Raw genomic sequence first — 19,987 nt, 5'->3', positions numbered from 1 at the left:
CGCGTTGCATTTTCGCCACAATGCGTTGCTTAAAGGTCACGCATAGGGTTTGGACTTCGCCATTCGCATCGAGGCTGCTGAAGCTCATGTTTCAGGCTGTCCGGCGCCGTTTCAGCAGATGGCTGAGACGCCGGGAGCTGTGCATGCATGGCGATCATATCCATTCGTGAACCGTGACATACCGGCTCTTCTGCCGCATGGAGTGATGACTTAATGAAGCAGGAAGCGCCACCGCCTGCGGCAGATGGCGATACGGTCTCGACCGTTACCGATCGCCGTGCGCTGTTTGCGCTGCCGGGTCTCGTCCTGGCCGGGGGTGCTTTGCTCTGTGCGACGCTGACGCTCTTCATTTTGCTGGGTGTAACGCCGATCGACCCGACCACCCGCGTCGTCATCACTTCGGTCGTGGTGAATTCCTTCTTCGTGCTTGCATTGATAGCGCTGATCGGACGTGAAGTTGCGCGGTTGCTCAAAGCGCGCACGCGCGGGCGCGCCGCTGCCCGCTTGCACATCCGGATCGTTGTCCTGTTCTCGATCGTCGCCATCACGCCGGCGATCCTGGTGGCGATCTTTGCAAGTATCACGCTGAATGCCGGGCTCGACCGCTGGTTCGCGCTGCGCACGCAATCCATCGTCAGTTCGTCGCGCAATATCGGCCAAGCTTACATGATGGAGAACGCCAGCTATCTGCAGGGGCAGACCATCTCCATGGCGAACGACCTGGAACGCAACCGGGTGCTTTATAACCTCGACCGCACAGGCTTCGGAGAGTTGATGACGCGTCAGGCGCGGGGGCGCGGGCTTTTGGGCGCATTCCTGGTTGAAAGCGACGGAACTGTCATCGTTCAGGCGGACATCAAGACCGAGAAGCCATTACCCGCCATTCCCCAGGATGCCCTGCAAAAAGCCGCCGCCGGCCAGCCGACGCTCATCCCGCCGGGCGTAACCAACCTCGTGGGCGCCATCATCAAACTCGAGCAGATTCCAAGCGCGTTCCTCTACACCGTTCGCGCCGTCGATCCGAAGGTCATGGGCGCGATGCGCATGATGGAGGAGAATGCGACGGAATACCGTTCCATGGAGGCGGGCCGCGTCTCGCTGCAGATTGCCTTCGCGGTTCTCTATATCGGCTTTGCCCTGATCGTGCTGCTTGCGGCGATCTGGACGGCTATTGCCGTTGCCGACCGGATCGTCCGCCCGATCCGCCTGCTGATCACCGCCGCCGACAGCGTGGCGTCCGGCAACATGGATATCGTCGTGCCTGTTCATGCGGTGGATGGCGACGTTGCAAACCTGTCCCGCACGTTCAACAAGATGATTTCGGAAATCCGCACACAGCGTGACGAGATTCTGGAGGCGAAGGACGAGGTCGACGACCGCCGCCGCTTCATAGAGGCCGTTCTGTCGGGTGTCACCGCCGCAGTGATAGGCGTCGAGAGCGACCGGCGGATCACCATCGTCAACAGTTCGGCCGAGACGTTGATGTCGCTGCCGGCGCGCGAGATGCTCGGGAAGCAGTTGAATGAAATTGCTCCCGAAGTCGATCACGTGCTGACCGAAGCCGCATCGCGCTACCGCGGCGATTTCCGCAAGCAGATTGCCCTTGTACGCGGCGGAACGGTGCGAACGCTGAGCGTGCAGGTCACGCGCGAGGAAGTTCGCGATACGAGCGATTCCTACGTGATCACCCTCGACGACATTACCGATCTCGTGATTGCGCAGCGCTCGACGGCCTGGGGCGACGTGGCAAGACGCATCGCCCATGAAATTAAAAACCCTCTGACGCCGATCCAGCTGTCCGCTGAACGCATCCAGCGCCGTTACGGAAAGCAGATCAATCAGGAGGATCGCACGGTTTTCGATCAATGTACCGATACGATCATCCGGCAGGTAGGCGATATCGGTCGCATGGTCGACGAGTTCTCGGCCTTTGCACGCATGCCCAAGCCGACGAAGGAACAGACCGATCTGCGCAATATTCTTCGCGATGCCATCTTTCTGCGCGAGATGGGCAATACGCATGTGAGTTTCCTGCAGGAGTTCGGCGACAAGCCGCTGGAGGGCCAGTTCGACAGCCGCATGTTGGGCCAGGCATTTGGAAATCTGATCAAGAACGCGGTCGAATCCATCGAGGCGGTACCAAGCGGCGAACGCGATCAACGGAAGGTTCTCGTCAGGGCGTCGTTGGACGAGAGCCGCGACCGCTTCACGGTCGACGTCATCGACAACGGCCGGGGACTGCCGGTGGAGAACCGGCACAGCATCCTGGAGCCCTACATGACGATGCGGGAGAAGGGCACTGGCCTCGGCCTCGCAATCGTCAAGAAGATTATTGAAGAGCATGGCGGGCAGTTGGAACTGCATGATGCGCCCGCCGATTTCGACCAGGGAAGGGGGGCCATGATCCGCGTGCATCTGCCGCGTCTCGAGCCGGTTCCTGCCGCCCCGGCCTCAAATGACAAGGAAAGTGTGTATGGCCTCTGATATTCTCGTCGTCGATGACGAGCACGATATTCGCGAAATCGTTTCCGGCATCCTTTCTGATGAAGGACACGAGACGCGCACCGCGCACGACAGCGACAGCGCTCTCGCCGCGATTTCAGATCGCGCGCCGCGCTTGATTTTCCTTGATATCTGGATGCAGGGCAGCAAACTCGATGGTCTGTCATTGCTGGACGAGATCAAGACGCGCCATCCCGACATCCCGGTCGTAATGATTTCGGGCCACGGCAATATCGAAACGGCTGTTTCCGCCATCAAACGCGGCGCCTTCGATTTCATCGAAAAGCCCTTCAAGGCAGATCGCCTGATCTTGATTGCCGAACGGGCGCTGGAGAACTCGAAGCTGAAGCGGGAGGTATCCGAGCTGAAGCGGCGCGCAGGCGACGCCGTCGAGCTGATCGGCACTTCGGTCGCGGTCTCGCAGCTTCGCCAGACGATCGAAAAGGTCGCGCCGACCAACAGCCGCATCATGATCTTCGGTGCATCCGGCTCCGGCAAGGAGCTGGTGGCGCGGATGATCCACAAGAAGTCGGCGCGCGCAAACGGCCCGTTCGTGGCCTTGAACGCTGCGAACATTACGCCGGAGCGCATGGAAGTCGCTCTCTTCGGGACGGAAGGCTCCCCTGGCCAAGCGCGCAAGACCGGGGCGCTGGAAGAGGCCCACCGTGGCATTCTCTATCTTGATGAAGTCGGCGAAATGCCGCGCGAGACGCAGAACAAGATCCTTCGCGTGCTTGTCGACCAGCAGTTCGAACGCGTCGGCGGATCGAAGCGCGTGAAGGTGGATGTCCGTATCATCTCGTCGACGGCTTACAATCTGGAGAGCCGCATTGCCGAAGGCTGGTTCCGCGAGGATCTTTACCATCGCCTCGCAGTCGTTCCCGTTCGCGTGCCGGCCTTGGCGGAACGCCGCGAGGACATCCCGTTCCTTGTCGATCAGTTGATGCGTCAGATTTCCGAGCAGGCCGGCATCCGTCTGCGCCGTATCGGCGACGATGCAATGGCGGTGCTGCAGGCTCATGACTGGCCAGGCAACATCCGCCAGCTGCGCAACAATATCGAACGTCTGATGATCCTTGCTCGCTCGGACGGCCCGGATGCGCCGATCACAGCCGACATGCTGCCGACGGACCTCGGCGACATGCTGCCCAAGGTGTCTGCCAAGAACGACTACCACATCATGACGCTTCCGCTGCGCGAAGCCCGCGAGATGTTCGAGAAGGATTATCTGATCGCGCAGATCAACCGCTTCGGCGGCAATATCTCGCGCACCGCGGAATTCGTCGGCATGGAGCGCTCGGCGCTTCATCGTAAGCTGAAGTCGCTCGGCGTCTGATTGCTGCGGCTCAGTTTTCTGCGCCGGTTTCCCATTTCATTGCCTTAGATTCAGGTTTTCCATGCCGAGAATATCCTATGTGAATGGCCGTTACGTGCCGCACGCCGATGCGATGGTACATATCGAAGACCGCGGCTATCAGTTCGCCGACGGCGTCTACGAGGTCTGCGAAATCCGTCATGGCTACATCGTTGATATCACGCGCCATCTCGATCGCTTGAACCGCTCGCTTGGCGAGTTGCGCATCGACTGGCCAATGAGCCGCCAGGCGATGATCCATGTGATTCGTGAAACGGCGCGCCGCAACATGGTACGCAACGGCCTGTTCTATCTGCAGGTGACGCGCGGCGTGGCGCGCCGCGACCATGTCTTTCCGGCCGAGGGCACCAGGCCTTCGCTGGTCATTACGGCCAAAAGTACCGATCCTGCGATCATCGCGAAGAAAAACGCAAACGGCATCAAGGCGATCACCGTTCCGGACAATCGCTGGGATCGGGTCGACATCAAGACGGTCGGTCTTCTTTCGAACGCCCTGGTTCGCCAGCAGGCAAAAGAAGCCGGCGCCCAGGAGGCCATTTATGTCGATGCCAACGGCTGCGTGAAAGAAGGTGCCGCGACCAATGTCTGGATTGTCGACGCCGACGGCACCTTGATCACGCGCCCTGCCGAACATGGCATTCTGCGCGGTATCACGCGCACGACGCTGATGGATGTCGCGGTGAAGCTCGACCTCAGGATCGTCGAACGGAACTTCACCGTCGCCGAAATGCTAGCGGCACGCGAAGTCTTCATCACGGCTGCAACAAGCATTTGTTTTCCTGTCGTTTCCATCAATGGGCAGACGATTGCCAACGGTCATCCCGGCACGATCTCGCAGAATATTCGAGAAGCCTTTTTCGACGTTGCGGAAAAGATTGCGATTTGATACCAAGATTTGCTGGACGGAAGGGATGAGGGTTACCTTCCGTCTTTCAGGAGAGGTTGATTAATATTCACCGGCTCGATCAAGCCGGCAATAAAGAAAGAAGCGGCGCGATGGCGGAACGTTCTCAGAATTTGCAGGACTTATTTCTCAATACTGTTCGCAAGCAAAAGATTTCTCTCACAATTTTTCTCATTAACGGCGTAAAGCTCACGGGCGTTGTCACTTCCTTCGACAATTTCTGCGTTCTTCTTCGCCGTGACGGCCATTCGCAACTCGTGTATAAACACGCGATCTCAACAATCATGCCTGGCCAGCCCATGCAGATGTTCGAGAGCGAAGAAGCAGCGTCCTAACAAGGTCAGCAGTCATTTCGACACGCGATACCAGGAATGATTCCATCATCCCGGAGGCTCAGAGACTTCGGGATGATATGCGGGCAACCGTCGTCGTGCCTGTGCTCAAGCAGGCGCGGGCTAAGAGTGCGCCCATCGAAGGAGCTGCGACCCGCTCGCCGGAGAGCCGCCTTGATGAAGCGACCGGTCTTGCTGAGGCAATCGATCTGGATGTGGTCAACGGCGCGATCGTACCGATCTCCGATCCGCGTCCGGCCACGTTGCTCGGCAGCGGCAAGATCGAGGAAATCAAGGCGCAGCTCGATGAGCATGATTCCGGTCTGGTGATCGTCGATCACCCGCTGACGCCGGTGCAGCAGCGCAATCTGGAGAAAGAGTGGAATGCCAAGGTCATCGATCGCACGGGCCTGATCTTGGAAATCTTCGGCCGCCGCGCCTCCACGAAGGAAGGCACGCTGCAGGTTGATCTTGCGCATCTGAACTATCAAAAGGGCCGTCTGGTCCGCAGCTGGACCCACCTTGAACGCCAGCGCGGCGGCGGCGGCTTCATGGGCGGCCCGGGCGAGACTCAGATTGAAGCCGACCGCCGTCTGCTGCAGGACCGGATCATCAAGCTGGAACGCGAGCTGGAGCAGGTCGTCCGCACCCGTCAGCTGCACCGGGCCAAACGCAAGAAGGTACCGCATCCGATCGTGGCACTGGTGGGCTATACCAACGCCGGCAAGTCGACGCTCTTCAACCGCATTACAGGCGCGGGCGTGCTCGCCGAGGACATGCTCTTCGCAACGCTCGATCCGACGCTTCGCCGCATGAAGCTGCCGCATGGCCGGACCGTCATCTTGTCCGACACCGTCGGCTTCATCTCCGATCTGCCGACGCATCTTGTCGCCGCCTTCCGCGCAACGCTCGAAGAGGTGCTGGAAGCCGATCTGATCCTCCACGTCCGCGATATGTCGGATGCCGACAATCAGGCGCAGAGTGCCGACGTGATGCGCATCCTGAATGATCTCGGTATCGACGAGGCCGAAGGCGCACGACGCATCATCGAAGTCTGGAACAAGATCGATCGTCTCGAGCCGGAAACGCATGACGCGATGGTGCAAAAGGTTGCAGGCGCCGAAAACGTGGTCGCTGTTTCGGCCATCAGCGGCGAGGGCATCGATCACCTGATGGAGGAAATCAGCAAGCGCCTTTCCGGGGTGATGACCGCGACGACGATCAAGCTGCCATTGGGCAAGCTGGCGCTGCTGCCCTGGCTTTACGAACATTCAATCGTCGACGGCCGCGAAGACAACGAAGACGGCACGGTGACGCTCGACGTAAGGCTCGCCGAAAGCGAAGCGGCCGAATTGGAACGGCGCATGGGCGACGGCTTGAAGCCGCAGAAGGAAGACTGGGAATAGCGAGACGCTAACCGCTGATCGCTTTCAGGCAAATTCGAGACGCGCCGATTGCCGGTGAAATCACCGTTCGGCAACGCCCAAGCTCCTTGTGTGCAGGAGATTCTTCCCCCGTGGCATGCGGGTAAGCCACCGCTCGCGCGGTGGCTGGCTTCCTGCGAGGAAGAGTATGGAATGGTCGCCTGGTGGCAGAGGCACGCGTTCAGCGATGCCGCAAAGGACGTGCGGGTGCGGGGTGATCCTTCGAGGCCTTGCGGCTTCGCCTTCGGGCAGCCATGGTCAAGAGGGCAGATTCGACGAATGAACCCTCGACATGATGCGGAGGTGTCATTCCCTTGCGACCGCGCGTTCGATCGCCTTGGCGGCCTGCCAGATTTCCTCCATGCGCTCTAGCGTTGCAGCCTCCAGCGTTTCACCATCTGCTTCAAGTGTCTTCTCGATGTGATTGAATCTCCGTCTGAATTTCGTGTTTGTACCGCGAAGCGCCTGCTCGGGATCGGCCTGTACATGCCGGCCGATATTGGCAATGGCGAAGATCAGATCGCCGAGTTCATCGCTGACCTTCGCGTGATTGCCCTCCTTGAGTGCGGCACGAAGCTCACCGATCTCTTCTTCGATCTTGTCGAGGATGGGCTCTGGCGCCGACCAGTCAAAGCCGACCGCTGCGGCGCGTTCCTGTAGTTTCAGCGCTTCTGTGAGCGCGGGGAAACTACGCTGCACCGAGCCCAGAAAGCCTGCATTGAAATCTTCCGAAACGCCGCGCCTTGCGCGCCTTTCGGCACGCTCGTGTTTTTCCGCCCTCTTGATCTCGTCCCACTGCTTCTTGACGAGGTCCGGGGTGTCGGCACCGGACCGCGCGAAGACATGCGGGTGACGACGGATCATCTTGCGCGTGATGGCTTCAACGACGTCACCGAAGGTGAATTCGCCGGATTCTTCAGCCATGCGGGCATGGAAGACGACCTGCAGCAGCAGGTCGCCAAGTTCCTCGCAAAGATCGTCCATGTCGTTGCGTTCGATCGCATCGGAGACCTCGTAGGCTTCCTCGATCGTGTAGGGCTTGATCGTTTCGAAGGTCTGGACGATATCCCAGGGGCAGCCGGTTTCGGGATCGCGCAGGGCAGCCATGATCTCGATCAGGCGCGAAATGTCTTTTGAAGCTTCCATGATATCTCAGTTCAACGGGATGGCATTGGCGTCCTTGGACGCCTGATAGGTGTCCGACAGCGCATCGTAGCGGGCCTTGATGCCGGCGGCCTGCGCTTTCAGGCCGGTTTTCAGCGGTTCGTCCTCGGTTTCGATGAGGTCGGCGATCGCAAAACTGTTCCAGAACGCGTTCTGGCGGCGATATCGGCCCGGTTCGAGTCCGAAGACCTCCTTCAGGATCTTCAGATCATGCGGGATGGCAAAGCTGTCGCGCGAATCCTCATGGCTGAAGAAATAATAGAAATTATCGAAACCCGCCCAGGTGATCGCCGACATGCACATGCTGCAGGGCTCGTGCGTCGAGAGAAATATGAGATCCTTGGTCGAGGGCTTGTCGCAAAGCTCGTAAAAGCGCTTCAATGTGTGGACTTCGCCATGCCACAGTGGATTTTCCAGTTCGTTGTTGGTTTCCGCGACGACCAGCGCCAGGTCAGACTTGCGCAGGATTGCCGCGCCGAAGACCTTGTTGCCCTCGGAAACGCCGAGTTCCGTGATCGGCAGGATGTGTTTCTCGATGACTTCGAGAAGACGGGAGGCAATCGTCTTTTCCGGCATGGCGTTCTCCTGTTTTGTGCAGTTTACCGGTTGCCGCTTGGAAGCGGAATGCATGATCCCGCCGAATCTGCGCTTTTGTCACCAGCTTATGATGCGCTGCAGCAGCATTTTCAAACGACCGGGCGACTTTTCTCAAATCATTGAGATGGCGAGCAAAAGAATACGCGCTCAGCGGGGCTTTCGAATTTCTGTTTCTTCAATCCGTTGACTGTAAAAGGCATAGTCGACAAACTTCGAAGTGGAATGATAATGCCTTCCAGCAACGAACAGCTCTCGGTGTTTCCCGCATTCTTCCGTGTGGAAGGGCGGATTGCAGCCGTTTTCGGCAATGGAGACGAGGCCTTCGCCAAGGTGCGTCTGCTGCTGAACACGCGTGCCCGCATCGTTGCTTATGCGGACTATCCCAAGGCCGATTATCATTCGTTCCTGCTTTCCAATCGCATCGAAATGGTTCGTGGTGCTTTTTTGCCCGAGCAGGTGGATGGTGCGGCGCTTGTTTTTGCTGCAACCGGTAACCCTGCCGAGGATCGCGCGGTCGTGGAAGCTGCCCGGAGGGCGAGAATTCCAGCCAATGCGGTCGACCAGCCGGACTATTGCGATTTCTTAACGCCAGCTCTCGTCAATCGTGCGCCGGTGGCCGTTGCGATTGGCACCGAAGGTGCCGGTCCGGTGCTGGCACAGATGATCCGTGCGCAGGTCGATCAGTTGCTTTCTCCATCGCTCGGCCGCCTGGCCGATCTTGCCACGAGCTACCGCAGGACTGTCGAACATCTCATTCCGCGCGGCATCGCCAGAAGGGTCTTCTGGCGCCGTTTCTTCTCTGGTCGAGTGGCCGACGCCGTTGCAAACGGCAATCTTGCCGAAGCGCGGCGTGCTGCAAACGGCCTCCTGCGCTCGGCGGAAAAGGTTGACGGCCGCGTCTGGCTCGTCGGTGCCGGCCCTGGAACCGAAGATCTGCTGACCTTGCGCGCCCAGCGCGTGATGATGGAAGCCGACGTCATCGTTTTCGATGCGCTGGTGCCGCAGGCGATCGTCGATATGGGCCGCCGCGATGCCGAGCGTCTTTCGGTCGGCAAGCGCAAGGGTTGCCATTCGAAATCGCAGGAAGAGATCAACGATTTGCTTGTCCAGCTCGGACGCCAGGGCAAGCGTGTCGTGCGTCTGAAATCCGGCGATCCACTCGTCTATGGGCGGGCAGGGGAGGAGATGGCGGCGCTGCGTACTGCAGGAATCGGCTACGAGGTGGTTCCGGGTATCACTTCCGCTTTCGCCGCTGCGGCGGATTTCGAACTGCCGCTGACGCTGCGCGGCGTTGCCTCCTCGCTGGTCTTTACGACCGGGCATGACCTGACGGGCGACGTGCTGCCCGATTGGGCAAGCCTTGCCGTATCTGGCGCGACGATCGCCGTCTATATGGGACGTACGGTCGCAGCTTCGGTCGCCGAGCGGCTGATGAGCGCTGGGCTTCCCGCCGAGACGACCGTTGCCGTCGTCGAGAACGCAAGCCGTGCGGACCGTCGCCTACTGCATGGCATTCTGCGTGACCTTCCCGACTTGCAGCATCGTAACGAGTTGACGGGACCGGTCATGGTCATTATCGGCGATGCCGTCGCAGGCGCCAATTTCGAACTGTCAGAGCCGCTGGTGCGCCGTGAGGCGACCGCGCCGGAATTTGCAAGGAGCTGAACATGGTCGACAAGGTTCTGACCGCCAACAGGCTGACGGATGGCGTGGCCGTCTGGCTTAGCGCCAGCGGCGAGTGGGTAACCTCGCTGCAGGATGCGCTCGTCGCACGCCATGCTGAGGCCGTGGCGGCTTTGGAAGAGATCGGCAAGAAGGCCTATGCCGACAACAAGGTCGTTGACGTTGCCGTCATCGAAGTTCAGGAAACCGGCGGAGTTCTATGGCCGCTGCGCCTCCGCGAGCGCATCCGCGCCCAGGGCCCGACCATGGAATATGCGCCTGGCTACAAGCCGGCCGATCCCCAATTCATTGCAGTCTGAGGAAGCTGATGTACCGTTACGACGAATTTGACCACGCCTTTGTCGCCGAGCGCGTCGAGCAGTTTCGCGACCAGGTCCAGCGCCGTCTGTCAGGTGAGCTTGCCGAGGATGCGTTCAAGCCGCTGCGCCTGATGAACGGCGTCTATTTGCAGCTCCATGCCTATATGCTGCGTATAGCCATCCCCTACGGGACGCTCTCCTCGCGCCAGATGCGCATGCTCGCCCATATCGCCCGCACCTACGATCGCGGCTACGGCCACTTCACGACCCGGCAGAACCTGCAGTTCAACTGGCCGAAACTCTCCGACATGCCGGACGTGCTTGCCGAACTTGCGACGGTCGAGATGCATGCCATGCAGACCTCCGGCAACTGCATTCGCAATGTCACGGCGGATCATTTTGCCGGTGCCGCGGCGGACGAAGTCGCCGACCCGCGTCCCTATGCGGAAATCCTGCGCCAGTGGTCGTCCGTGCATCCGGAGTTCTCCTTCCTGCCCCGCAAGTTCAAGATCGCCGTCACCGGCGCCGAGCGCGATCGTGCGGCGATCCAGGTCCACGATATCGGCCTGCATCTGAAGAAGAACGACAAGGGCGAGATCGGCTTTGCCGTTTACGTCGGCGGAGGTCAGGGCCGCACGCCTATGGTCGCCAAGCTGATCCGCGACTTTTTGCCGGAAGAGGACCTGCTGTCCTACACGACCGCGATCATGCGCGTCTACAATCTGCACGGCCGCCGCGACAACAAGTACAAGGCGCGCATCAAGATCCTCGTGCACGAGACCGGTGCCGAAGAACTGGCGCGCCAGGTCGAGGTTGAGTTCATGCTGCTCAAGGATACCGAGCTGAAGCTGCCGGAGAAGGACGTTCAGGCGATCGCCGCCTATTTCGCGCCGCCCGCGCTGCCGGAACGCGCCGACGGCTGGGAGAATCTTGCCCGCTGGAAGAAGGCCGATCCGGCATTTGCCCGCTGGGTGCAGCAGAACGTGGCGCCGCACAAGAACCCCGATTACGGCATGGTGACGATCTCGCTGAAGCCGATCGGCGGCATCCCCGGTGATGCCTCCGACGCGCAGATGGATGCCGTTGCCGACCTCGCCGAGGAATATGCCTTCGACGAAATCCGCGTGAGCCACGAACAGAATCTCATCCTGCCGCATGTGGCGCTGAGCGATCTCGAAGCGGTCTATAGGGGCCTGGTTGCGGCTGGCCTCGAAACTGCCAATGCCGGCCTGATCACGGATATCATAGCATGTCCGGGGCTGGACTATTGCGCACTTGCCAATGCGCGTTCGATTCCGGTTGCACAGGAGATTTCCAAGCGATTTGGCGATCCGGCGCGTCAGGCGGAGATCGGCGAACTGAAGATCAAGATTTCAGGCTGCATCAATGCCTGCGGGCATCACCATGTCGGCCATATTGGCCTGCTCGGGGTCGAGAAAAAGGGTGCCGAACTCTACCAGATCACGCTTGGCGGCTCCGGCGACGAGCACACCTCGATCGGCGAGATCATCGGCCGCGGCTTCGAACCGGACAAGGTGACGGACGCAATCGAGACGATCGTCGATACCTATCTCGGCATCCGCCGGGACCCGGCCGAAACCTTCCTTGCGGCCTATCGCCGCGTCGGACCGCAGCCTTTCAAGGATGCGCTGTATGGCGCGGCTGCGGAAGCGGCATAAGGAGGGAACCGTGACGAAGATTTGGAGAGAAACCGGTTTTGTCGCCAATGATCCCTGGGTGATCGAGAGCGATGAGGTCAAAGCGATCGAAGATCAGAAGCCTCTGCTCGGCCTCGATGATCTAATCGAAAGGGCCGGAGAGAGCAACGATGTCGGTCTTGGCGTGCTCATCAAGCCCGCTGACGACGTCCGCAAGCTGGAGCCTTACCTGGATCGCCTCGAAATCGTCGCCGTTGCCTTCCCGGCATTCAGCGACGGCCGTGCCTTCAGCCATGCCTCGCTGCTGCGCAAGCGACTCGGTTATACCAACGAATTGCGGGCGGTAGGCGATGTGCTAATCGACCAGATCCCTTTGATGCTGCGCGTCGGCATCGACAGCTTCGCCGTGACCAATGAAACGGCGCTCAAGCGCCTTTCCGAAAACAGGCTGCCGGGAATTCCGCATCATTATCAGCCGGCTGTGCGTGACGCAGAGGCCGGCAAGGGCTATAGTTGGCGCCGTCAGGCGAAGCCGGCGGCATAAATGCCGGCTCGCCGTCTCTGATGACGGAAGCGATGCAATGAAACAGTTCGAAGTGGCGGTGATCGGTGGCGGTCTCGCCGGCATGGTGGCCGCGATCTCACTGGCCCGCGGCGGCCGCAGCGTGGCGCTGATTGCCCCTCCCGCCACGACAGAGGATCGGCGTACAACGGCGCTGATGGATCAGTCGATCCGCTTCCTCGATCGCCTGGCGCTCTGGGAAAAGCTGAAGCCGTCGGCCGCGCCGCTGAAAAGCATGCGCATCATTGATGGCACAAATCGCCTGCTGCGTGCACCAACAACGACGTTTCGCGCCGTCGAAGTCGGTCTCGACGCTTTCGGCTACAACTTCCCGAACAAGGCTTTGACCGACGTGCTCGAGGCGGCGGTCGCAATCGAAGGCAATATCACGCGCTTCACTGCTTTTGCTGAGAGCATTGATATCGGCGAGCATGCCGTTTCCATCATGCTTGCGGGCGGCCAGATGCTGTCTGCCGATTTCGCTGCCGGCGCCGACGGTCGCAAGTCGAAGCTTAGGGAAAAAGCCGGCATTGGCGCGCGCAACTGGTCCTATCCGCAGTCGGCCATGGTGCTGAATTTCGGCCATTCGCTGCCGCACGAAAACACCTCGACGGAATTTCACACCGAATGCGGCCCCTTTACCCAGGTGCCCTTGCGCGGCAACCGCTCTAGCCTCGTCTGGGTACAGAATCCGTCGGATGCCGCCGCCGGCCTCGAATTGTCCCTTGCCGAATTGAGCAACGTCGTCGAAGCGCGGATGCAGTCGCTGCTCGGCAAGGTGAGCGTCGAGGAAGGCGTCCAGATATGGCCTCTTTCAGGCATGATGGCGCATCGTTTCGGCAAGGGCCGGATAGCGCTGATCGGGGAAGCGGCGCACGTCTTCCCGCCGATCGGCGCACAAGGCCTCAATCTCAGCCTGCGCGACATCATGGCGCTGACGGATATTCTTTGCGACCGGGCCGAACTGCCCCTATTGGCCGATTCGGGCGATCGGTTCGACCGCAGGCGCCGCGCCGACATCATGACGCGAACGGTCAGCGTCGATCTGCTAAACCGCTCGCTTCTCTCAGGTTTCCTGCCGGTGCAGATGTTGCGCGCTGCGGGCCTCCATATTCTCTCGGCGTTTCCGCCGCTACGCAGCGTCGTAATGCGCGAAGGCATCGAGCCGGGCCGCGGATTGCGCGATATCCCGACTGCCTTGCGGGAAAAGTTCAGTCGCAAGAAAGGCTGATCTGATCGCGATCCTTCGGCGCATAACTCTGCAAGGCAGGCGATGATGTGTTGTCTTTAGCCGATCCGCATCAGAATCGGAAAGGTCTGCTGGAACCAGATGGCAGTATCGGTGATGAAACCGAAGATGAAGGCGAGCCCCGTGAGCACGAGGAAGCCTCCCATGATCTTTTCGATGGTGCCGAGATGGCGGCGGAAGCGCGCCAGAAAATTCATGAAGGCACCGGAAAAGCCGGCGGCGATCCAGAAGGGAATAGCGAGGCCGAGCGAATAGACGGCGAGGAGCCCCGCGCCGGAGCCTACGGTCTCGCGCGCTGCCGCGACCCCCAAAATGGCGCCGAGCACCGGGCCAATGCACGGCGTCCAGCCGAAGGCGAAGGCAAGTCCCATGATATAGGCGCCGGTCAGCGTCGCCGGTTTGCCGCCGCTCTGGAACCGGGCCTCGCGCGCGAAAAGCCCGATCCGGAAGACGCCGAGGAAGTTCAGTCCCATGATGATGATGATGAGGCCGCCGACCTTGGCCAGGAGATCCAGATGTTGGCGCAGCAGCATTCCGATGCTGGAAGCGCCGGCGCCGAGCGCGACGAAGACGGTGGCGAATCCGAGGGTGAAGAACAGCGCCGAAAACAGCACCCCGCGCCGGACATCGGGTGCAATCGCAACAGCATTTCCGCCCCGGAACTGCTCGACGGATATGCCCGCCATATAGCAGAGATAGGGCGGAACGAGGGGAAGCACGCAGGGAGAGAGAAAGGAGAGGGCACCCGCAAGCAGGGCGCTCAACAGGGAAATATCGGCAATCGACACGCATTCTCTCCGGCTGCAAACCTGGCGGATGTTTAGCGCCGCAACCAACCGAATGCCAATCACCTTTTCGAGCCCGGCAAGAAATATGCCCGACGCGGCGAAAAAGGGAATTTTTCGGTTGACCGCAATAGGTCGCCTGCATATGTTCCGCGCACTTCCGGCCGGGGCTGTTTAAAGCTCAAGGCGTCAAGGGAGAGCGTAGCTCAGCTGGTAGAGCAACTGACTTTTAATCAGTAGGTCATGGGTTCGAGCCCCATCGCTCTCACCAAGAAATTCAATAACTTGGTGAGCTTTCCGAAATTCGGCTGCATCTTCAGTCGCCACCGAGTCGCCACCGTTTCTTCAACGCCTGAACCTGTCCAGGTCGTCGCCAAGGTACTCAGCGAAGAGTTTTTGAAGAGACAAGAGATTGATTCTCCAGCGATGGAGTTTCCCTCATGACTGCAGCTCAGGATGATCTGCGCACAGCGCTTGTCGTCGCCATTGAGGCTGCCGCCAATGCCGGTTCAAGAAGCTGGCTGAATTCCGCACCGCTCTCGGTCCGCTGGTCGAGCCTTTTGAGGAAGCCGCCGTCCATGGTGCCACGCTCGAGAAAGTGGGAATGATGGCTGGAGCCACGAGTTCAAGGTCGGCGATGGCGGTTGGCAGGTCCGTTATCCCCATGGCGCTGGTGACAATTCGCGATCGTGCAGGGCAAATCACCTCCGATGACTTGAAGGATTTCGCTGCGTAGTCTGGTGCGCACCAATTCCGTAAAAAATCCGGTAACAGTTATAAAACAAATTCAAGGCCGCCAATGTGCGGCCTTTCCTTTTGGGGCGCTGTCGATCCGCGGACGCTGCAAACTCGCGAGACCACCAGGTCTGTCCCGAACCCTACCGCCACCGCGGCTCTCGTGGTGCGTTGTGCAGCAGTTCGCTAGCGGACGCAAATGGTCCAAACAATTGCAGCAGTCGAGCCTCTTCATCCTCGTTAAGTCTGCGCCGCGCGGAGAAATCCTTGACCGACCAAACGCGGGTTGTAGCTCCGGTGCCGAGGTTATTAAGTTCAACTCGCTGCATTCGTTACTCCTCCCATACAGTTTGGGAGACCTATACCAAAGTATAATTTAGAAATAAATAAAATAAGTAGTGCCGACGCCTTTTTTTGCGTCGTTCGCCATTGCCTTGGCGCCATCTCCTCCTCTGGCGACGAGGCAATCTTGCGGCGAGTAGAGCTGGTTATCCCGGCTCCTCGCCGCGTTTGATTTATGCAGGATAGAGCGGCATGGTAGCTCGCTTGGCTCATTGTCGCGCTCCGCACTCCTTCTTTTCCAAGTTTCGAAGGTGTCGTGCTCGCGAACCGCTGGACCACCTGATACATGTGGCGGTGTTAGCCCACTGATGTCGAGCTTGGCATCAATCGCCCGCCGATCCCACTTTCGCGTGCCGGGGATTGCCGGCGGCATCCTGTTGGCAAACCTGAAGGCGTTAAATCGCAGTATCCGGCGACTACTTTGCGGCCGAGAAGGCGAGGCTGGTCAGTCACGTCCGCTCCTGCTTTGGCCTGGCGCTCGGATGAACGAAGGGCAAGACCTTGCGTCATAACCAGCGCACCTGAAATACTTGAGTGCTCGCTTGCCTTCGGGCATCGCTACGTCGAGCGAGTTGCCTTCTGGCCCCAGCAGCAAGATTGCGATGACCTCGTATGCCTGGGCGAGTTTCGCGCGCAGTTGATCTAGGCCAACGGGATTTTGCGGGGGCGTTCGTGCCTCGATCTCGGCAGGTATCCAGGCTACGATTCCAGCCTTCACGAAGGCGACCCGCCTGTCGCCGAGATCCACATGCTGCGGGAAGCGGCCTTGCTCGCGATACTTGTTCATCATCGTGCGTGACATGCTTGTCATCCTGGCGACTTCGTTGCCGGTATCGATCGCGTAGGAAGCGTGATCCGCGAGTATCTGAACCGCATTTGGCTGCAAGCCTGCCTCGATCCATGTCGAAACTGCGGAGTGACGCAGAGAGTGCCAGCAATGCCGTCGACCTTGGCACGCCCAAAGCGTCGAGGAAGGAGGCCGAACAGGCGGCCCTTGCTTCCGCTTTTCAACGAGCGCCATGTCAAGACCGAGCACTCCGCCATGCTGCGCATTGCCTCGCCAATGCAGTGCCCGCAGTTTTTGCGGCGACGAATGGTTACCTCGTCCCAACTAGCGTTTACTCGTCGACAAGTGACTTGGGATACTCGGGGGCGGGCGGCGCGCAAACCTCATCGAGCCTACCCACGATGGCGCCCGGCGACCTCATGCCGGAACTTACGAGGGCGATGGCCTGTGTTAATGCAGCTTGGCCATGTTCGCTTTTGACATCGACGTGATTTCTCTCTGACCAACGGCCGACGACGGACGTTACGAGTTCAATCTCATCTTCGGTAAAGGAAACTAATTCGAAAAGAGACATAAGAGCTCTCCTTTTTAGGCAAGAGCAGATCATCTCTCAAGCGGCTCGGGGCACCCGGTTAAATTGTCGAGCCGATAAACAAGCGTACGCTTAAACGCCAGATAAGGCAAACGAAGCAGTTACGAATCAGCATTTCCGTAACGACCGACTGCGAATAATTGAGGTGAACCGCACAGCCACGTGCGAGGGGGGGGCGCAAGCTCTCCGGAACGAATTCATGCACCATGACTATTTCGCCGACGGCTTGTGCGAAGGAGACGGCTTACGTGAAGGAAAGGAGGATTTCTTGACTTTGCGAGCCCGAACCGCGGATCCGATCTTGGTTATGACGCTCGGACCGGCTCGGATGAGTTCGCACGCTTAGAGCGCGCTGTTGCCAATCGTCTGTCGGCTGTCCGAGGATGGGTGGTCAGAACGAGGATCACTCCGCAGCGAAAGCTGCTGCATAGCGGCTCGAATGTCGTTCGATAGCGTCCAGAGAGTTCATCAAGTCGACAAAGTCACAGGCCTCGGCCCAAGACATTCCGCTCACCTGCACGTCACCAAGCGTGGCGGGCTCCATTGTGATCCCATCCACAACAAGCCACTTGTCATCGACTTCATGTCGAAGATTGAAACGTCGCATCGCAAAGTCTCCAAACGGTGAATCGCGGTAACATATTTTAGGACGGATGAATATGAGAAAGTTAACGACCGTTAAGGATGGAGTGTCGCGACCAGCATAGATGGGCTGATAGGCTTGGTGCCCATCTAACGTAGTCTGTCGGCACCAGACACAACATGCAGAGGAGCGCGGGAAGCGCGGGCCGCGAAAAGACGTTAAGCGCAGCACGAACTGGACGCAGAGCGAAAGCCTCCTTCCGCAGGAAAGCGCCACAAGCGGCCAAACGACAACACTTCGATCAAAACCGAAGCTTCCCTTTTTAGAAGATGCAATAAGGGCCAATCACCATTGGATCCCACGTCATGACGTCTCTACCAACATCTAAGATGGCACCATTTTTCGGCTGGTGCGTGGTCGCTGCGACATTCGTTCTGGCAATATTCGGCTGGGGCGTCGGTTTTTATGGGCCACCGATCTACTTGCAGATGGTGGTCCAGCGAACGGGATGGTCCGTCGCGCTCGTTTCGACTGCCGTCACGCTGCATTTTCTTGTCGGCGCGGCAGTCGTTGCAAACCTGCCTCGACTTTATCGGCTTATGGGCATTCCCGTTGTAACCGTCACTGGAGCGGTTCTTCTCGCCGTCGGTGTCGTCGGTTGGTCTATTGCCGGTCAGCCTTGGCACCTGTTCGCAGCCGCTCTCTTGAGCGGAACGGGCTGGGTTGCAATGGGCGCTGCGGCGGTTAATGCCATTATCGCTCCCTGGTTTGTCCGGAACCGTCCGGCAGCACTGTCCATGGCATACAATGGAGCGAGTGTGGGTGGCGTGATTTTCTCACCCTTGTGGGTCATGCTCATTGGTTCGAGCGGGTTTGCACAGGCAGCCATCATCGTCGGTATTTCTATGGTCACCACCGTGGCCGCTTTGTCTGTTCTGGCATTTTCCAAATCTCCTGATGTCCTGGGGCAATCTCCGGATGGAGCACAGTCAGACCAAGTAGTGCCACTGACGGCCCAAGCGATCGCTGCACCCGTGCCCTTCTGTTCGCTGTGGCGCGACCGCCGCTTCATAACGCTGGCAGCGGGTATGGCTGCCGGGTTATTTGCGCAGATCGGACTGCTGGCTCATCTGTTTTCGATCATGGTTCCGGTCTTCGGCTCACAGACAGCGGGTCTACTGATGGGGGGTGCTACCGTTTCGGCAATCGTTGGCCGCACCGGCATCGGTTGGCTGATGCCGATTTCGGCCGATCGCCGTCTGATCGCGTCCGCAAGCTATTGCGTTCAGATCATCGGCTCCCTGATTCTCTTGGCGACGGGTGGACAAAACGCCGCTGTGATGGCCGTCGGGGTCCTGCTTTTCGGCCTTGGCATTGGCAACGCGACGTCGCTCCCGCCTCTCATCGCACAGGTGGAATTCGACAGAGCCGATGTCTCCCGCGTGGTGCCGCTGATCGTGGCCCTGAGCCAAGCGACGTATGCCCTTGCACCCGCGCTGTTCGGCATCGCCAGGACGGTCTGTGACCCTGCCGTGTTTATACTGGCGGTGGCGATCCAGTTCCTTGCGGTGACGGCGTTCCTATACGGACGGCAGCGCCGACTCCGGGCGATTACACGAAACGCGTTTCACTCATGAACAGACGGACAAGAGCTAGACCTCGCCCCGCCGACTAGAGAAGGCGCCGCTAGCCGCACGATGAGCACATGCCTGAAGAACGCGCGCGACAAGATCGTAGAAGCCAAGACTAAGGCGGAAGGCAAGACGCTTACGAAGCGGAAGCCTCGTCTCGCCGCCAGAAACAAGCCGTGCGAGGCCTGGTATCGGAAAGCTCGTTGGTGCACATGGCGCTGGTGAAGATCCTGGATGGCAGGGGCATCTCCTGCGATAACCCGAGGGGATCGTGTTCCGGCTCGGTGCGCACCAATGTCGGATAAAGTTCCGGTTGCAAATATAGATCAAATTCAGAGCGCCGCTATCGCTTTGGAACTGGCATTACCGTTGCGCTCAAAGTCAGCCAAGCGAAACACGCTGGACGTCCCCTCTACCCATTCCCACGGACTATCGCCACTTTGGTAGACGCTTGGCGTTGTTCATGAGTTCGCATGCAGTCGCGAATGGACCAAACAGCTGAAGTAGCCTCGTTTCTTCTTCCTCGTCCAATCGATGTCGCGCGCAGAACTCCGTAACCGACCAGACCCTCGTTGCCATATTGGAAGCTGCATTTTCCGGCTCAACGCGTTCCATGGAATCCTCCACCCCTACGGGTGAACACTACTCAAGTCTAATTTAGAAGCAAATGAAATAACGATGCGGGCGCGATTTTTGTTGTGCTGCGTCCCATCGCCTGGCGCGCCTCAAGCCTGTGTTCGGCGCAGGCACGTGCACTCCATCCAAAGAGCGTTGCACACCAGT

20 protein-coding genes and 1 tRNA gene are annotated in these 19,987 nt (G+C 59.3%); 13 read left to right on the top strand and 8 right to left on the bottom strand.

Going from position 1 to position 19,987, the window contains the following annotated elements; genetic code table 11:
- Positions 1 to 213: 213 nt before the first annotated feature.
- The 5 genes from EV130_RS26640 (at position 214) to hflX (ending at position 6,519) form a co-directional block, all read left to right on the top strand.
- Entirely contained in the window at positions 214 to 2,484 is a 2,271-nt protein-coding gene (locus tag EV130_RS26640; protein WP_132662219.1) for a sensor histidine kinase NtrY-like, read from the top strand.
- Complete coding sequence (gene ntrX, locus EV130_RS26635) at positions 2,474 to 3,838, top strand: nitrogen assimilation response regulator NtrX (protein WP_132552576.1); 1,365 nt, start codon at positions 2,474 to 2,476, stop codon at positions 3,836 to 3,838. The genes EV130_RS26640 and ntrX overlap by 11 nt, the downstream gene beginning before the upstream one ends.
- Before the next feature lie 61 nt (positions 3,839 to 3,899).
- A complete protein-coding gene (locus EV130_RS26630) occupies positions 3,900 to 4,763 on the top strand; it encodes a D-amino-acid transaminase (RefSeq protein ID WP_132662217.1) in 864 nt (287 codons plus the stop codon).
- A 110-nt stretch (positions 4,764 to 4,873) separates the two neighbouring features.
- Positions 4,874 to 5,116 (top strand): RNA chaperone Hfq, encoded by a 243-nt coding sequence (hfq, locus tag EV130_RS26625; protein WP_003539403.1) that lies wholly within the window; start codon positions 4,874 to 4,876, stop codon positions 5,114 to 5,116.
- 77 nt (positions 5,117 to 5,193) lie between these two features.
- Positions 5,194 to 6,519, top strand: coding sequence for a GTPase HflX (hflX, locus tag EV130_RS26620; protein WP_132662215.1), 1,326 nt, complete (start codon positions 5,194 to 5,196; stop codon positions 6,517 to 6,519).
- Positions 6,520 to 6,843: 324 nt separating this feature from the next.
- Here the strand turns inward: hflX and mazG are convergent, their stop codons facing one another.
- Complete coding sequence (mazG, locus tag EV130_RS26615; protein ID WP_132552573.1) at positions 6,844 to 7,683, bottom strand: nucleoside triphosphate pyrophosphohydrolase; 840 nt, start codon at positions 7,681 to 7,683, stop codon at positions 6,844 to 6,846.
- Between the two features lie 6 nt (positions 7,684 to 7,689).
- Positions 7,690 to 8,277: a nucleoside deaminase gene (locus EV130_RS26610; RefSeq protein WP_132552572.1), complete on the bottom strand. Its 588-nt coding sequence runs from the start codon at positions 8,275 to 8,277 to the stop codon at positions 7,690 to 7,692.
- Between the two features lie 249 nt (positions 8,278 to 8,526).
- On the opposite strand from EV130_RS26610, the gene cysG reads away from it, so the two are divergent.
- The 5 genes from cysG to EV130_RS26585 are packed head-to-tail and all read left to right on the top strand — an operon-like array spanning position 8,527 to position 13,731.
- Complete coding sequence (gene cysG, locus EV130_RS26605; RefSeq protein ID WP_132662213.1) at positions 8,527 to 9,963, top strand: siroheme synthase CysG; 1,437 nt, start codon at positions 8,527 to 8,529, stop codon at positions 9,961 to 9,963.
- 2 nt (positions 9,964 to 9,965) lie between these two features.
- On the top strand, positions 9,966 to 10,280 hold the full coding sequence (locus tag EV130_RS26600) for a DUF2849 domain-containing protein (RefSeq protein WP_132552570.1): 315 nt from the start codon (positions 9,966 to 9,968) through the stop codon (positions 10,278 to 10,280).
- Between the two features lie 8 nt (positions 10,281 to 10,288).
- Positions 10,289 to 11,959: a nitrite/sulfite reductase gene (locus EV130_RS26595; RefSeq protein ID WP_074061214.1), complete on the top strand. Its 1,671-nt coding sequence runs from the start codon at positions 10,289 to 10,291 to the stop codon at positions 11,957 to 11,959.
- Positions 11,960 to 11,969: 10 nt separating this feature from the next.
- On the top strand, positions 11,970 to 12,482 hold the full coding sequence (locus tag EV130_RS26590) for a DUF934 domain-containing protein (protein WP_074063153.1): 513 nt from the start codon (positions 11,970 to 11,972) through the stop codon (positions 12,480 to 12,482).
- Positions 12,483 to 12,519: 37 nt separating this feature from the next.
- The gene (locus tag EV130_RS26585) at positions 12,520 to 13,731 is read left to right on the top strand and encodes a UbiH/UbiF family hydroxylase (protein ID WP_132552568.1); all 1,212 of its coding nucleotides are present in this window, start codon (positions 12,520 to 12,522) and stop codon (positions 13,729 to 13,731) included.
- Between the two features lie 56 nt (positions 13,732 to 13,787).
- On the opposite strand, the gene EV130_RS26580 is transcribed toward EV130_RS26585, so the two are convergent.
- Complete coding sequence (locus EV130_RS26580; RefSeq protein WP_132662211.1) at positions 13,788 to 14,537, bottom strand: cytochrome c biogenesis CcdA family protein; 750 nt, start codon at positions 14,535 to 14,537, stop codon at positions 13,788 to 13,790.
- A 192-nt stretch (positions 14,538 to 14,729) separates the two neighbouring features.
- On the opposite strand from EV130_RS26580, the gene EV130_RS26575 reads away from it, so the two are divergent.
- Positions 14,730 to 14,805: transfer RNA gene (locus tag EV130_RS26575), tRNA-Lys, on the top strand.
- Between the two features lie 169 nt (positions 14,806 to 14,974).
- Positions 14,975 to 15,142, top strand: coding sequence for a hypothetical protein (locus EV130_RS32730; RefSeq protein ID WP_165918580.1), 168 nt, complete (start codon positions 14,975 to 14,977; stop codon positions 15,140 to 15,142).
- Positions 15,143 to 15,412: 270 nt separating this feature from the next.
- Here the strand turns inward: EV130_RS32730 and EV130_RS33545 are convergent, their stop codons facing one another.
- The 4 genes from EV130_RS33545 to EV130_RS26555 all read right to left on the bottom strand — a co-directional run bounded on the left by EV130_RS33545 (position 15,413) and on the right by EV130_RS26555 (position 17,597).
- Entirely contained in the window at positions 15,413 to 15,598 is a 186-nt protein-coding gene (locus tag EV130_RS33545) for a hypothetical protein (RefSeq protein WP_074061217.1), read from the bottom strand.
- A 458-nt stretch (positions 15,599 to 16,056) separates the two neighbouring features.
- Complete coding sequence (locus EV130_RS26565; RefSeq protein ID WP_132552642.1) at positions 16,057 to 16,422, bottom strand: helix-turn-helix transcriptional regulator; 366 nt, start codon at positions 16,420 to 16,422, stop codon at positions 16,057 to 16,059.
- A gap of 307 nt (positions 16,423 to 16,729) precedes the next feature.
- On the bottom strand, positions 16,730 to 16,972 hold the full coding sequence (locus EV130_RS26560; protein ID WP_074061221.1) for a hypothetical protein: 243 nt from the start codon (positions 16,970 to 16,972) through the stop codon (positions 16,730 to 16,732).
- Between the two features lie 421 nt (positions 16,973 to 17,393).
- A complete protein-coding gene (locus EV130_RS26555; protein ID WP_074061222.1) occupies positions 17,394 to 17,597 on the bottom strand; it encodes a hypothetical protein in 204 nt (67 codons plus the stop codon).
- A gap of 341 nt (positions 17,598 to 17,938) precedes the next feature.
- Between EV130_RS26555 and EV130_RS26550 the strand changes: the two genes are divergently transcribed.
- Positions 17,939 to 19,210: an MFS transporter gene (locus tag EV130_RS26550; protein WP_132552566.1), complete on the top strand. Its 1,272-nt coding sequence runs from the start codon at positions 17,939 to 17,941 to the stop codon at positions 19,208 to 19,210.
- A 423-nt stretch (positions 19,211 to 19,633) separates the two neighbouring features.
- Here EV130_RS26550 and EV130_RS33540 read toward each other — a convergent pair whose 3' ends face one another.
- Entirely contained in the window at positions 19,634 to 19,819 is a 186-nt protein-coding gene (locus EV130_RS33540; protein WP_132552565.1) for a hypothetical protein, read from the bottom strand.
- Between the last annotated feature and the right edge of the window lie 168 nt (positions 19,820 to 19,987).

It is taken from the genome of Rhizobium azibense (genome assembly GCF_004342325.1).
Classification (GTDB): Bacteria; Pseudomonadota; Alphaproteobacteria; order Rhizobiales; family Rhizobiaceae; genus Rhizobium; species Rhizobium etli_B.
Note: the sequence above shows the minus strand (reverse complement) of the source record. Positions and strands in the feature narration are given on the sequence as shown.

Bases quoted from the DNA above. Each gene is read 5' to 3' on its own strand.
- EV130_RS33545 (WP_074061217.1), bottom strand. From the start codon at position 15,598: ATGCAGCGAGTTGAACTTAATAACCTCGGCACCGGAGCTACAACCCGC.
- EV130_RS26595 (WP_074061214.1), top strand. From the start codon at position 10,289: ATGTACCGTTACGACGAATTTGACCACGCCTTTGTCGCCGAGCGCGTC.
- EV130_RS26560 (WP_074061221.1), bottom strand. From the start codon at position 16,972: ATGTCTCTTTTCGAATTAGTTTCCTTTACCGAAGATGAGATTGAACTC.
- EV130_RS26565 (WP_132552642.1), bottom strand. From the start codon at position 16,422: ATGACAAGCATGTCACGCACGATGATGAACAAGTATCGCGAGCAAGGC.
- hflX (WP_132662215.1), top strand. From the start codon at position 5,194: ATGCGGGCAACCGTCGTCGTGCCTGTGCTCAAGCAGGCGCGGGCTAAG.
- EV130_RS26585 (WP_132552568.1), top strand. From the start codon at position 12,520: ATGAAACAGTTCGAAGTGGCGGTGATCGGTGGCGGTCTCGCCGGCATG.
- EV130_RS32730 (WP_165918580.1), top strand. From the start codon at position 14,975: ATGACTGCAGCTCAGGATGATCTGCGCACAGCGCTTGTCGTCGCCATT.
- cysG (WP_132662213.1), top strand. From the start codon at position 8,527: ATGCCTTCCAGCAACGAACAGCTCTCGGTGTTTCCCGCATTCTTCCGT.
- EV130_RS33540 (WP_132552565.1), bottom strand. From the start codon at position 19,819: ATGGAACGCGTTGAGCCGGAAAATGCAGCTTCCAATATGGCAACGAGG.
- EV130_RS26550 (WP_132552566.1), top strand. From the start codon at position 17,939: ATGACGTCTCTACCAACATCTAAGATGGCACCATTTTTCGGCTGGTGC.
- EV130_RS26640 (WP_132662219.1), top strand. From the start codon at position 214: ATGAAGCAGGAAGCGCCACCGCCTGCGGCAGATGGCGATACGGTCTCG.
- EV130_RS26630 (WP_132662217.1), top strand. From the start codon at position 3,900: ATGCCGAGAATATCCTATGTGAATGGCCGTTACGTGCCGCACGCCGAT.
- EV130_RS26600 (WP_132552570.1), top strand. From the start codon at position 9,966: ATGGTCGACAAGGTTCTGACCGCCAACAGGCTGACGGATGGCGTGGCC.
- EV130_RS26610 (WP_132552572.1), bottom strand. From the start codon at position 8,277: ATGCCGGAAAAGACGATTGCCTCCCGTCTTCTCGAAGTCATCGAGAAA.
- EV130_RS26555 (WP_074061222.1), bottom strand. From the start codon at position 17,597: ATGCGACGTTTCAATCTTCGACATGAAGTCGATGACAAGTGGCTTGTT.
- hfq (WP_003539403.1), top strand. From the start codon at position 4,874: ATGGCGGAACGTTCTCAGAATTTGCAGGACTTATTTCTCAATACTGTT.
- mazG (WP_132552573.1), bottom strand. From the start codon at position 7,683: ATGGAAGCTTCAAAAGACATTTCGCGCCTGATCGAGATCATGGCTGCC.
- ntrX (WP_132552576.1), top strand. From the start codon at position 2,474: ATGGCCTCTGATATTCTCGTCGTCGATGACGAGCACGATATTCGCGAA.